11 protein-coding genes and 1 pseudogene are annotated in these 13,956 nt (G+C 33.6%); 8 read left to right on the forward strand and 4 right to left on the reverse strand.

The window, feature by feature from the left end; translation table 11 throughout:
* Positions 1–17 precede the first annotated feature (17 nt).
* The 3 genes from OLM54_RS07850 (at position 18) to OLM54_RS07860 (ending at position 3,096) form a co-directional block, all read left to right on the forward strand.
* Positions 18–941, forward strand: coding sequence for a helix-turn-helix domain-containing protein (locus OLM54_RS07850; RefSeq protein WP_264538040.1), 924 nt, complete (start codon positions 18–20; stop codon positions 939–941).
* Positions 942–1,262: 321 nt separating this feature from the next.
* Complete coding sequence (locus OLM54_RS07855) at positions 1,263–1,988, forward strand: SDR family oxidoreductase (protein WP_264538041.1); 726 nt, start codon at positions 1,263–1,265, stop codon at positions 1,986–1,988.
* A gap of 343 nt (positions 1,989–2,331) precedes the next feature.
* A complete protein-coding gene (locus OLM54_RS07860; protein ID WP_264538042.1) occupies positions 2,332–3,096 on the forward strand; it encodes an SDR family oxidoreductase in 765 nt (254 codons plus the stop codon).
* Positions 3,097–3,160: 64 nt separating this feature from the next.
* Here OLM54_RS07860 and OLM54_RS07865 read toward each other — a convergent pair whose 3' ends face one another.
* From OLM54_RS07865 to OLM54_RS07880, 4 genes are all read right to left on the reverse strand, one after another.
* Complete coding sequence (locus OLM54_RS07865) at positions 3,161–3,631, reverse strand: hypothetical protein (RefSeq protein ID WP_264538043.1); 471 nt, start codon at positions 3,629–3,631, stop codon at positions 3,161–3,163.
* Between the two features lie 193 nt (positions 3,632–3,824).
* Positions 3,825–4,298, reverse strand: coding sequence for a PepSY-like domain-containing protein (locus OLM54_RS07870; RefSeq protein WP_264538044.1), 474 nt, complete (start codon positions 4,296–4,298; stop codon positions 3,825–3,827).
* A 137-nt stretch (positions 4,299–4,435) separates the two neighbouring features.
* A complete protein-coding gene (locus OLM54_RS07875; RefSeq protein WP_264538045.1) occupies positions 4,436–5,134 on the reverse strand; it encodes a LytR/AlgR family response regulator transcription factor in 699 nt (232 codons plus the stop codon).
* Positions 5,134–6,171: a sensor histidine kinase gene (locus OLM54_RS07880; RefSeq protein WP_264538046.1), complete on the reverse strand. Its 1,038-nt coding sequence runs from the start codon at positions 6,169–6,171 to the stop codon at positions 5,134–5,136. The genes OLM54_RS07875 and OLM54_RS07880 overlap by 1 nt, the downstream gene beginning before the upstream one ends.
* Positions 6,172–6,336: 165 nt before the next feature.
* On the opposite strand from OLM54_RS07880, the gene OLM54_RS07885 reads away from it, so the two are divergent.
* From OLM54_RS07885 to OLM54_RS07905, 5 genes and pseudogenes are all read left to right on the forward strand, one after another.
* Positions 6,337–7,722: a TolC family protein gene (locus OLM54_RS07885; protein WP_264538047.1), complete on the forward strand. Its 1,386-nt coding sequence runs from the start codon at positions 6,337–6,339 to the stop codon at positions 7,720–7,722.
* 12 nt (positions 7,723–7,734) lie between these two features.
* Positions 7,735–11,018: pseudogene (locus OLM54_RS07890) on the forward strand (efflux RND transporter permease subunit).
* Positions 11,008–12,093 carry an efflux RND transporter periplasmic adaptor subunit gene (locus OLM54_RS07895; RefSeq protein WP_264538048.1) on the forward strand — a complete coding sequence of 362 codons (1,086 nt, stop codon included), beginning with the start codon at positions 11,008–11,010 and terminating at the stop codon, positions 12,091–12,093. Before OLM54_RS07890 ends, OLM54_RS07895 begins: the two are co-directional and overlap by 11 nt.
* Before the next feature lie 333 nt (positions 12,094–12,426).
* On the forward strand, positions 12,427–12,672 hold the full coding sequence (locus OLM54_RS07900) for a DUF4160 domain-containing protein (RefSeq protein ID WP_264538049.1): 246 nt from the start codon (positions 12,427–12,429) through the stop codon (positions 12,670–12,672).
* Positions 12,669–13,565 carry a helix-turn-helix domain-containing protein gene (locus OLM54_RS07905; protein WP_264538050.1) on the forward strand — a complete coding sequence of 299 codons (897 nt, stop codon included), beginning with the start codon at positions 12,669–12,671 and terminating at the stop codon, positions 13,563–13,565. Before OLM54_RS07900 ends, OLM54_RS07905 begins: the two co-directional genes overlap by 4 nt.
* Positions 13,566–13,956 lie beyond the last annotated feature (391 nt).

The raw sequence follows: 13,956 nt of genomic DNA on the forward strand, positions 1-13,956 counted from the left end.
TTTTACAATTCACTCTTATGAAATCACTAGATTCATTTTATCAGGATATTACCGAAGGTTCATTAATTGAACCAAATTCTTTATTACCAAACGACATTAAAAAAGAAATTGGTCATTTTAATGTTTTTGACATTAAAGAACTTTATGAAAGGCTTAAAGAAAAACCCGGAATGCCTTATGACAGAAGAGCTTATTATAAAATAAGTTTAATTCGCGGTAAAAATAAAGCGGAGTATGCCGATAAAATAATCGAAATCGAAAAACAGGGACTTTTATTTGCAACACCAAAAATTCCGTACAATTATCTTCCGCAGGACACCAATCAATCCGGGCAGTTTTGTGTTTTTACAAGTGAATTTTTATCGAAAAACAAAAGCGGAATTGATCTTGACGAACTTCCAATTTTCGCTTCAGACGGTTATCCTATTTTTCAGCTTACCGATGATGAAGTTTCAGAAGTTGAATTGATTTTCAATAAAATACAAAAAGAAATCAATTCCGATTATGTCTATAAATACGATTTAATTCGAAATTATGTCGCTGAATTAATTCACTTTGGACAAAAATTACAACCTATAACGGCGTTATATTCCAAACATAATTCTGCTGCCAGAGTTTCCTCTCTATTTGCTGAATTATTAGAAAGGCAATTCCCAATAGAATCTCCGCATCAGCGATTAGAACTGAGAACTGCTAAAGATTTTGCCGAAAGATTATCCGTTCACGTAAACCATCTCAATAAAGTTTTAAAAGAAAATACAGGAAAAACAACAACCGAATTGATCAGCAGCCGATTGACAAATGAAGCCAAAATCCTTTTAAAACAAACGGATTGGAACATTTCTGAAATTGCCTATTCTCTAGGTTTTGAAGAATTGGCGCATTTTTCTAACTTCTTCAAAAAACAAACTACGTTTACGCCTTTAGCTTTTAGATTGTAAATTAATAATTTTAGAGTTTAGATTTTAGAGTTTAGATTTTAGATTTTAGAGTTTAGATTGTTGATTTTAGATTGTTGATTTTAGATTACTGTAACACAATTCATTACCACAAAGTTGGTGTCATTGCGAGGAACGAAGCAACCACACTAATAAAAGACACTTTGTGGATTCAGCAAAAGAATTTGAATTTTTAAATTTGAAATTTATATTTTGAATTTATAAAATCCTGATTTGAATTTTGCAAACATCGATTTGATATTTACAATTCCCCAAACCTACTTCGCTCCTACCTTTGTCTTATCAATTTAAAAAATGAAAAAGATGAAATTATCAAACAACAAAATTCTGATTACCGGTGGTGCAACTGGTATCGGACTTGGACTTACGCAACGATTTATTGAAGAAAATAATACTGTAATCATTTGTGGCCGACGTGAATCTGTTTTAAATGAAGTGAAAGCAAAATTTCCCTCAGTAATTACAAAAGTCTGCGATTTATCTGATGAAAAAGATCGTGTTGCTCTTTATAATTGGATTGCAGAAAATCACAGCGATTTGAATGTTTTAGTGAACAATGCAGGAATTCAAAAATGGATTTCTGTAGATGATAACAATTTTTACGAAAGCATGAAAAGTGAAATTGCTACAAATATTGAAGCTCCTTTACATTTAACTTCTCTGTTTATAAACTTAAAATCGCTTACAACGGTAATGAACGTAACTTCAGGATTGGCATTCTCGCCATTTGCAAAAGTTCCTGTTTATTCAGCTACAAAAGCATTTTTCCGTTCGTTTACGTTATCGCTTCGCCATTTATTAAAATCAAAAAATATTGAAGTAATCGAGATTATTCCGCCTGCATTAAATACAGATCTTGGCGGTGTTGGTTTACACGACGCGCATCCAAGTGTAAGTGATTTTATTATTTCAATTTTCGATCAATTAGAACAAGGCAGAAACGAACTTACTTTCGGAACCAGCGAAACGAGATTAAATGCAAGCGCAGAAGATTTGAGAAATCATTTTAATGCAATGCATTCTAATTAAGAAATTTAAACACATATAAAGATATTTCACACAGATTTAGCAGATAAAGCAGATTTTTAATCATGTTAATCCTTTAATCTGTGACTATATTTTTAAACACATAGAAACATAGCTTTTCAGTAACTTTATAAAAGGCATTTCATTTATTTAAATACACATAGAACGATGCGTTAGAAACTAGTTTCTTTTTACATTCTTTTTAATTCAAAATAAAATCTATGTTTCTATGTGTTTAATTTTTTCACGCAGATTTAGCAGATAAGGCAGATTTTTTAATCATGTTAAACCTTTAATCTGTGACTATATTTTCAACACAAATAATCAAATTTAAAAACATTAAAAAATGGCAGTAAATACAAAAATCGCTTTGGTAACAGGCGGAAGCAGAGGTTTAGGAAAAAATATGGCAATCGCCATTGCTAAAAAAGGAATTGATGTTGTTTTAACGTACAACAGTAAAAAAGACGAAGCAGATGCTGTCGTAAAAGAAATAGAAAATTTAGGTCAAAAAGCTGCTGCAATTCAGTTAAATGTGGCTGATTCAAGAACTTTTGACGGCTTTTTTGAAGAAGTAAAAACCGCTTTAAAAAACACTTTTAAAACTGATAAATTTGATTTCTTAGTAAACAATGCCGGAATTGGTATTCATAATTCTTTTATTGGAACTACAGAAGCTGAATTTGACCAATTAACTAATATTCAGTTTAAAGGACCTTTCTTTTTAACGCAAAAAGCTTTAAATGTAATGAATGACGGCGGCGGAATTGTAAATATTTCTACTGGTTTGGCACGATTTTCATTCCCGGGTTATGCAGCGTATGCTTCTATGAAAGGCGCAATCGAAACCTTAACAAAATATCAGGCGAAAGAATTAGGAGAAAGAAAAATCAGAGCAAATGTTGTGGCTCCAGGTGCCATAGAAACTGATTTTGGCGGCGGAGTTGTTCGCGATAATGAACAATTAAACAAAAACTTAGCTTCAATAACCGCTTTAGGCAGAGTTGGTTTGCCAGACGATATTGGCGGCGTTGTTGCTTTTTTATGTACCGAAGAAGCCCGTTGGGTAAATGCGCAGCGCATCGAGGTTTCCGGCGGAATGAATTTGTAATAGTATAAAGTCCACGATCATTAAACCCGACAAGTTTTTAAAACCTGTCGGGTTTGTTATTTTATTATAGGAAACTAATTTCAATTCTTTTAATAAATTCACCGTCTTTATCGAAGACTACATTATAAAGTTTTTTATCTTTTTTTATTTCAGCAATATAAGTTTCTGAGTTAGTATCGTCAATCTTGTTTAAAATTTTACCAACTGGCTGCACTTTGCCTTTAGCCGGATAATTTTTTTTCAGGTACGTTTGGGCTTTTAAAGGCAGTTTCGCAATTAGAATTTGTGTTTTTAAAGACTTAAAAACACCATTGCTGTCATAAAGTGCAAATGCTTTGTTTTTTGCCGTTGTATTAAATGTCGCTTCAAAATAAACATCATCACTTTTGCCATACTCTATAGACCAAGAAGCAATTTTTTTAGGATTTTGTTTTTCAAAAGCTATAGTAACAGCATCTGGCGGTACCAGTACACCTTTTTGTGCTATTAAGAAACTGCTGCATAAAAAAGCTATAAGTAATAAAATGTTTTTCATTTTTAAATTTTAATTTATATAGCCGCAAATAACGGAATTAAATTCCTTATTCATATAATAAAAATAGATAAAATTCTTACATTTTTAAATAATGATTCAACCGATTAATATTTTTTTATAAAACAAAACCCGACAAGTATTGAACTTGTCGGGTTTGTCATTTTAAATATAGTTTGAATTAGTAAGCTTGTTTTTAATCTTTTTGAATGATGACATCAAAACCTCCATTTTTATCAAATACAACATCATAAAATTTTGATTCTTTTTCTATTATAACTTCATAAGTTGTTTTGTTTTTATAATCAACCACAGCTGCAATTTCGCGAACTGCTTTGGCCGGATAATTTTTCTTTAGATAAGCCTGCGCTTTCTGCGGAAGCTGGCTCAACGGAATTTGCAATTCATAAGCCTTTAAAATCCCCAAATTATCATAAACCGCCAATGCCTCAGCATTTGTATCTGTCTTAAATTTTGCTTCGTATCTAATTTCATCATTATCATCACCAACATAATCAATTGCCCAGATCGGCTTTTTATTTGGGTATTCTTTTTCAAAAGTAAATCGAACTTTTTCCGGTGGTGTGATTTCTCCTGTAGGCATAATTCCATTTTGCGCCATCAAATAATTGGCACATAAAAGAACAAGAGTAAAAATTACGTTTTTCATGGTTTCAATATTTAAATTAAAAACTTAAAGACGTAATAAAAGTATTACTATTTAATGAAATATAAAAATTTATAATTTTTAAAGTCACCGTTTTTAGTCTCAGTCTTCAGTTTCTGTTTCAGACGCAAAACTTATAACTACTTTTTAAGTCTGTCAGAAAGTTCTCTTTTATAAGTAATCCCAATTGGTAATTTTTCTTTTTTGATGACAACGAAATCTTTCTCGGTTTCATCAATTTTATCGAGCGCTACAATATATGATTTATGGATTCGCATAAAGTTTTTCTCCGGAAGGCATTTTTCAAATTCACTGGTTGTAATCGATGCCAGATACGTTCGCTTTGTCGTGTGCAATTTCACATAATTTCCAAAACTTTGAGCATACAAAAGCTGATCCAGTTCAATATCAACAAAATAGCCATCTATTTTTACGCTTACCGAATTCACTATTACTTCGTCTTCCTTGGCTTTTACATTTTCAGTTCCAAAAAAACGATCAACCGCTTTTAAAAATCTCGGAAAATAAATAGGCTTCAAAAGATAATCAATAACGCCGTAATCATAGCTTTCTAAAGCAAATTCAGAATAAGCAGTTGTTAAAATAGTTTTGGGATGTGTTGGAATAATTTTTAATAATTCCATTCCTGAAATCTCCGGCATATTAATATCCAAAAACATCAAATCGACTTTATTATCCCGAAGATAATCCATTGCTTCAATACCATTATAGCCTTGAAAAACCAACTCTAATTGCGGATTTTGTTTGATATAATTCGCCAAAACATAATGCGCAGCCGGCTCATCATCAACAATAATGCATTTTTTTGGTTCTTTCATTATACAAGCTTTTTCAGTTGTAATTTCAAATCTACGATGTAGGTATTTTTATCATTCTGAATATTTAATTTATAGTCTTTTCCATAAATCAAATTCAAACGTTCAATCGTATTTTTTAATCCGATTTTAGTCGAAACAACATCCGTTTTTTTCGTCGGAATTGAGTTTACAATATGCAAATGCAGCAAACCGTTTTCGACTGTTACAATAATACGAACAAAACATTTTTCGATAGCGCAGGTTCCGTGTTTAAATGCGTTTTCTATAAACGCAATCAACAGCATTGGCGATACTTTATAGGTATTTTCATTGTCAATTTTACAATCGTATGTAATATCGCAGCGATATCCCACACGTTCTTTTTCAAGCTGCACATAACTGTTTATAAACTCCAGTTCATCTTCTAAAGATACACATTGTTTATTATTACTTTCTAACTGATAACGCATTAATTGCGATACTTTCATAATCAAATCCGGCGTTCTGTCCGGAAATTCAAGACTGATTCCGTACAGCGTATTAAAAGTATTGAATAAAAAATGCGGATTTAATTGTCCTTTTAAAGAATTCAGCTGCATTTGGTTGAACAGCAACGTTTCATCGGTTTGTTTTCTGTGAATTCTGTAGAATTTAAAAACTATAATCGGACTCAAGATACAAACCAAAGTTCCTAAAACACTTGCCAGTTGATACACATAACTTCTTTGATGTGAATTTTGATATAAACGACAATTGCTAAACATGTCAAGCATTGTAATTTCATACAAAATGACCGAAAAAACAAAAACCCCAAATAGCGTTAATAGTATATAAGTTATGGGGCGACGGGTTTTAAATAATATCGGAAGCAGAAAAAAACGATTAAACTGGGCGTGCATATACAATATACAGTAAAAGAAAACGCCCATTGAAATGGAAGTAAAAGAACTAAATAACATCCAGTCATTTTTTAACGTATAAATTGTAAATGAAAAGGCAACAACGGCAATTTCCTGCCACCATTTGTTATCCAATATGTTATCAAATTTTTTATTCATTTTTAAAACTTAAATAGTTTACAAATTAACCACAATTATTTAATTAATATTTCCAAAAAATGACCAATTCAATTTGTCATTTTTTATTGCAGTACATCATTTAAGATGGCATTTATCAGCGTAAGAGAAATAATTTTGCTCCATAATTTGATACCACGAACTTTTATGTATTTCAAAAAAATTACCTTATTATTTTTCTTGATTTTTGCATCAATCGGTTACTCACAAACCTTATCTTTAAAAGAAGCTATTAAAACAGGTCTTGAAAACTACGGTTCGATAAAAGCAAAAACCAACTACACAAGCGCCTCGCGAGAATCGCTTAAACAATCCCGCCGTGATTATTTGCCAAATTTAAACTTGTCTGCCCAACAAGATTACGGAACTATTAACGGGCAAAATGGGGCTTTGTACGGATTTAATGGTTTAGGAACGGCTTCTTCCGGACCAACTTTACCAGATCAAAACTGGAATTCGGCTTTTGGAGCCTTGTATTTAGTGAACATGAATTGGGATTTTTTCACTTTCGGAAAAACGAAGGAAAGAATCAATTTGGCAAAAGTTGATGTTCAGGCGAGAGAAAATGATCTGAAGCAGGAAATGTTTCAACAAGAAATCAAAATTTCTGCCGCTTATCTAAATTTATTGGCAAGTCAGCGCTTATTGATTTCTCAGCAAAAGAATTTAGACCGCGCCGAAGTTTTCAAAAAAACAGCCGTAGCCCGCGTTAAAAACGGATTATTGGCCGGAGTGGATTCTACTTTGGCTACAGCCGAAGTTTCTAAAGCTAAAATTGCTTTAAATCTGGCGAGAAACTTTGTTAAGGAACAAAACAACAAACTGGTCGATTTAATGGGTGTTGCTCCGCAGGATTTTGCTACAGATACACTTTTTGTAAATGATATCCCGAAAGCACTTTTACTGGCAGAAAAAACTACTGATAGTCTTCATCCGTTGCTTCAATATTATAAAACGAAAATTGATTACAGCAATCAGCAGGTAAAATTATACAAGCGTTTTTATTATCCAACAATGACTGCTTTTGGTGTTTTACAAACAAGAGCTTCAGGTTTTGAGTCAACATATGCAACGGATCAAACCGCATTTTCAAGAAATTATTGGGATGGTGTAAATCCGGATCGTTCTAACTATTTGGTTGGAATTGGAATTAGCTGGAATCTTACTACTCCTTTCAGAATGAGCAAACAAGTAAGTGCTCAAAAGTTTGTTTCGCAGGGTTTACAGGAAGAATACAATCAGGCTGACAGGGAATTAAAGTCGCAACTGAGTTTTGCTGATGATAAAATAAAAATCACGCTTGAAAATTTTGCCGAAGCGCCAATTCAGGTTAATGCGGCACAAAAAGCGTATTTGCAAAAATCGACTTTATACAAAAACGGTTTGACAGATTTGACTGATTTAACGCAAACACTGTTTACTTTAAATCGTGCCGAAATCGATCGTGATATCGTCAACAACAATGTGTGGCAATCGTATTTGCTAAAAGTGGCCGCAACGGGCAATTTTGACTTATTTATAAATGAATTTTAATTATAGAGCCTAATGAATTTAATACGTTTCGCACTCCGCAAACCCATCTCCATATTAGTATTGGTTGCGGGTCTATTTTTCTTCGGAATTGGTGCCATCCAGGACATTAAGGTAGATATTCTGCCTAAAATGAACTTGCCGGTAATCTATATTGCGCATCCTTTTGGAGGTTATACACCAGACCAGATGGAGGCTTATTTTGCTAAAACTTATGTCAACATTTTACCCTTTGCAAATGGTGTAAAATCGATTGAAACCAAAAATATTCAGGGGTTAATGATCATGAAATTAACCTATTATGAAAACACAAATATGGCACAGGCTGCGGCCGAATTAAGTTCTCTTTCGAACAGGATTCAGGCAGCGTTTCCTCCGGGAACCCAGCCACCGTTTATTATTCGTTTTGATGCTTCGTCATTACCAATTGGTCAATTGGTTTTGAGCAGTAAAATTAGATCGAATAATGAATTACAGGATTTAGCCAACGTTTATGTTCGTGCTTCGTTTACGTCGATTCCCGGTTTATTATCGCCTTCGCCTTTCGGCGGAAGCCCAAGAACTATTGAGGTTAACGTAGATCCTGATTTATTGCGTTCGCACAATATGACGCCGGATCAGGTTGTAGAAGCCATTCGTATCAACAACCAAACGGCTCCTTCCGGAAATGTCAGAATGGGCGATATCAATTATATATCACCAACAAATAATACGATTAAAGAAGTTAAGGATTTTGAAAATATTCCGTTGTTTAAAGGAAGTGTTCAAAACTTAAAATTAGGCGATGTTGCCACAGTAAAAGATGGTGCAGATATTACGGCAGGTTATGCTTTGGTAAACGGAAAACGTTCGGTTTATGTTAGTATTGCAAAAGCAGGAGATGCTTCGACCTGGGATGTGGTTCAGAAATTAAAAGCGGAATTGCCTAAAATTCAAAGTACATTACCGGAAGACGTAAAATTATCTTATGAATTTGACCAGTCGGTTTATGTAATTAATTCTGTAAAAAGTTTAATTACTGAGGGAATTATTGGTGCGGTTTTAACCGGATTAATGGTTTTACTTTTCCTTGGCGACAGACGTGCTGCATTGATTGTAATCTTAACGATTCCTATTTCGATTATATCCGGGTTTTATTCCTGAAATTATTCGGGCAAACCATCAACTTAATGTCTTTAAGCGGATTGGCATTGGCGATTGGAATTTTGGTGGATGAAAGTACGGTTACAATCGAAAATATTCACCAGCATCTTGATATGGGTAAACCCAAGGCGCTCGCCATTTGGGATGCGTGTCAGGAAATTGCTTTGCCTAAATTATTGATTCTGCTTTGTATTCTGGCGGTTTTTGCACCGGCGTTTACAATGGTTGGTATTCCGGGAGCGTTGTTCTTGCCGTTGGCTTTAGCAATTGGATTCTCGATGGTAATTTCATTTTTACTTTCGCAGACTTTTGTGCCTGTAATGGCAAACTGGCTAATGAAAGGTCACGCAAAACACGAACATGGTCCGGATATTACTGATGATGAAGCTGAATTTAATGATTGCGGTTTAACTCCTGAATCTGAAAAAGATCTGATTACTCAGAAAAAAGGCTACGTTGAAAGAGTCGATACGAACAATAACGGAAAAATTGGTGCTTTCGAGCGTTTCAGAATCCGTTTTATGAGAACGCTTGATCGATTATTTCCTTATAAAAAAGCTACTGCCTTAATTTATCTTATTGGAATTACGGTTCTGGCGGTTGTCTTTATTTCTTTTATTGGAAAAGATGTTTTCCCGAAAGTAAATTCAAGTCAGTTTCAGCTAAGAATGCGCGCTCCCGATGGAACTCGTTTAGAACGAACTGAAGAAAAAGCAATTGTTGTTTTGAAAGAATTGCAAAAAATGGTGGGCAAAGAACATATCGGAATTTCATCTGTTTATGTTGGTCAGCACCCGTCGCTATTCTCAATTAACCCGATTTATTTGTTCATGGCAGGTTCGCATGAAGCAGTTTTCCAAGTGAGTTTGAAAGAATATCACGTGGATATGGATGATTTTAAGGACGACTTTAGAGCCCGAATCAAAAAAGTACTTCCGGATGTAAAACTTTCTTTTGAGCCAATCGAATTGACTGATAAAGTTTTAAGCCAGGGATCTCCTACTCCAATCGAAGTTCGTATTGCAGGAAAAGATAAAAAGCGAAATGAGTTATATGCGAATCAAATTGTAGAGAAACTGAAAAAAATCTCTTATTTCAGAGACGTTCAAATTGGTCAGCCAATTCATTATCCTGCAATGAATATTGATATTGACAGAACTCGTGCTGCTGAATTGGGCGTTGATATGAATGATATTTCAAGATCTCTTGTAGCGTCGACTTCATCCTCAAGATATACCGAGAAAAATACCTGGGTCGATGAAAGAGCCGGATTATCATACAATGTTCAGGTTCAGGTGCCACTGAATCAAATGAAAAGTAAAACAGATATTGGAGAAATTCCGGTATTAAAAAACTCGCTTCGTCCTGTATTAAGTGACGTTGCCAAAATTACACCGGGTTATGTAAGCGGTGAGAATGACAATTTAGGGGCTATGCCGTACATTACAGTTACAGCCAATATTGCTCAGACCGATTTAGGTACGGCAGTAAAAGATGTGGATGCAACAATTAATTCATTAGGAGAATTGCCGCGTGGTTTGTTCATAACTCCGATTGGATTAAGTAAAGTATTGAGCGAAACATTAAGTAGTTTACAAGTCGGATTATTGGTTGCCATTTTTGTAATCTTCTTAATGTTAGCCGCTAATTTTCAATCGTTCAAGGTTTCGCTGGTAATTTTAACAACGGTTCCGGCGGTAGTTTTAGGATCATTATTAATGCTGACAATTACAGGTTCAACGTTAAACTTACAATCGTATATGGGAATCATCATGTCTGTTGGGGTTTCAATTGCAAATGCCGTTTTATTGGTTACGAATGCTGAACAGCTTCGAAAACTAAACGGAAATGCCTTAGAATCTGCTCGTGAAGCTGCTGCATTGCGTCTTCGTCCAATTATCATGACATCTGTTGCGATGATTGCGGGAATGTTACCAATGGCAATTGGTCACGGCGAAGGTGGCGATCAGGTTTCTCCGTTAGGAAGAGCCGTAATTGGCGGGTTATTATTTTCGACCTTTGCCGTATTATTAATCCTGCCGCTTATCTTTGCATGGGCGCAAGAACATACAACAACACAATCTGTTTCTTTAGATCCTGAAGACGAAGAAAGCATCCATTATATCTCATCATTAAATCCTAAAAATGAAAAATAAAATACAATTTAGCGCGCTGTTTTTTGCAGCACTATTTTTCCTTAACAGTTGTAATTCTAAAAAAGAAGAAACTGTTACTGCTGAATTAGAACCTAAAACTGAAACGTTTCTTTTAAACAAAGAAAAACTAACAACTGAGCTGCGTTTACCAGCCGAATTAACCGGTTTTCAACAAGTTGATTTATATGCGAAAGTAAGCAGTTTTGTAAAATTACTAAAAGTTGATATTGGAACTAAAGTAAAAAAAGGACAGCTTTTAATCGTTCTTGAAGCGCCTGAAATCAGCTCTCAACTGGCTGCAGCCGAATCAAGATTAAAATCGATGGAAGCGATTTATACAACAAGCAAAAGCACGTACAACCGTTTGTATGAAACCAGCAAAGTGGAAGGAACGATTTCTAAAAACGATCTGGAAATGGCAAGTGGAAAGAAAAATTCTGATTATGCACAATATCAGGCGGCAATTGCGGCTCATAAAGAAGTTTCGATTATGAGAGGTTATCTTGAAATTCGCGCTCCTTTTGACGGCGTTGTAGCGGCAAGAAACGTGAATTTAGGAACATTTGTTGGTCCGGCAGGAAAAGGTTCAGATTTGCCTTTATTGACTATTCAGCAACAAGACAAATTGCGTTTGGCGGTTTCAGTTCCTGAGCTTTACACAGGATATTTACACACGGGCGACGAAATGAGTTTTAATGTGAAATCGTTACCGGAAACCTTTAAAGCAACAATTACCAGAATGTCTGGCGCATTAGATTTAAAATTACGTTCTGAGCGTGTAGAAATGGACGTGCACAACACAAAAAAGGATTTATTACCAGGAATGGTTGCCGAAGTTTTATTACCGCTTAACGCGAAAGACAGCACTTTTGTAGTGCCAAAATCAGCATTGGTAAATTCTGCCGAAGGAATGTTTGTTATTAAAGTAATCAATCATAAAGCAACGCGAGTTACTGTGAAAAAAGGTAGAGAAATCGACGATAAAATTGAAATATTCGGTGATTTAAATCTGAAAGATAAACTGGTGAAAATTGCCAGCGAAGAAACTAAAGAAGGCGATATCATAAACGAATAACCTGCGTTTAGCTTTCTATAGTAGTTTACCAAAAACTGTACGCAATTATTAAATGCGGCATTTAAATCAGAAATGGTTTAGAATGTAAATCAAAATTTGCCTTAGGACGGTGCTTGATATAGCATCGTCCTTTTTTTTTGATTTTTTTGTTTCAAGTTTCAGGTTTTAGTTTTCCTGCAAGGTTTTTTTCAACCTTGTAGGTATTTTAATTTCTTATATTTGTAAGAAAAAATACATAAATTTGAAATGAAATAATAATGTAAAACAGATTTTAAAAAATTATCTAATTTATGAATTATTATAAAGTTGCTTAATTAAATAACATTTTGTAAATTGCCTACGTTTATTATAGTTGAAGGAATAAAAATTGAATATTTTTCAGGCGATCATTTGCCACCACATATTCACGCAAGTTACGCTGAGTTTGAAGTTTTGATAATTATTCAAACTCAGGTTGTCTATCAGGGAAGTATGCCTGCAAAAAAGCTGAAAGTAGCTAAAGAAATTGTAAAAGAAAATAAAGAAGATTTAAGTTTTTTATTTGATACAAGTAATCCAAATCTTAGAAAAAAGAAATGAGAACCAATAATAGAATTATAAAAATCATTGACGTCAAATTTCCTGAAATTTCATTTATTTCAAGAAATGGAGAACATCGCATTTTAAATCTAAAAAAATATTTTAAAAAAATTAATTTAGATAAAAATGATTTTGGTTACAAACTCATAGAAGATAAAAATTTATTCTCTTCGGTTGTTTTGGAAGATAATGCACTAGCATGGAAAAATTTAATTCAAAAATTAACGCTTCCAAGTGGAAAAGCATTTGAATCTTTTTTTCATTTAGATCCCATAAATACAATCAAATATTCTGATTTAATCGAAATAAAACCATACCTAACTATTGGTTCAAAAGTAAAATACCTTAGACTACAACAAAAACTTTCACAGGAAGATTTAGGAAAAAGAATTGGTTCTAATAAACACTATATTTCTAAAGTCGAAAATTCAAAAACTGATTTAGAATTAAAAACACTTCAAAAAATTGCAGAAGTTGGGTTAAATAAAAATATTTATATCGGACTTTACGATAGTACTGATAAACTTACTTCTCTATCTAATTCTTTTTTAAAACCACAATTTATAAATTGGATTAATTCTAAGAAAGATGATTTGACACTAATTGAAGGTATTGATCGAAAAGTTTGTCGTTATTTTTTGGCAGAAAATATAATTTCTCCTACTCAGCTCTCTACAATAAATCTTGCAAGACTTATTGACATTCTAACTAAAAATAAAGAATCAATATCTCTTTATGATAATGCAGATTCCTGGAGAATTCAAGCTAAATATATTGCAAATTCTGAATGGGCAAATTTAATCATGCTACAAAAAACTGTTGGAAGTAATCATTCTAAAATTGAAGATTTAGCCAAAAAAGAATTGAAAGAAGATATTTTTGCAATTCAATAAAAATTATTTAGGAGTTATTGCTTCGTTTGTTCGCTTCACTTTAGTCCTGTTTTTTTGCCACTAAGGCGCTAAGACGTAAAGTTTTTTCTCATTTTATGTCATTCCGAGGCACGAGGAATCTCCACAAGAAGCTCCACATAGAAAATCGCCAATCTTTGTAGAGTTACTCGTGAAGATTCCTCGTGCCTCGGAATGACAAACTTTGTGTTATATTTTTTGAAAGTTTAAATTAAATGAAAGCTTTTTGGAATTTTCAGGAGCTGTTTCCTGCTATCATTCCAATCTTTTTTATTGTGAAAAACAATAAAAAAGGATTTCCCTTCTATCAGGGCTAGGGATTTAGGTTTCATGAGTATAAATCAGGTAAAAGTACGTGGTTGTTTAGATTGGT

It is taken from the genome of Flavobacterium sp. N1736 (assembly GCF_025947065.1).
Classification (GTDB): domain Bacteria; phylum Bacteroidota; class Bacteroidia; order Flavobacteriales; family Flavobacteriaceae; genus Flavobacterium.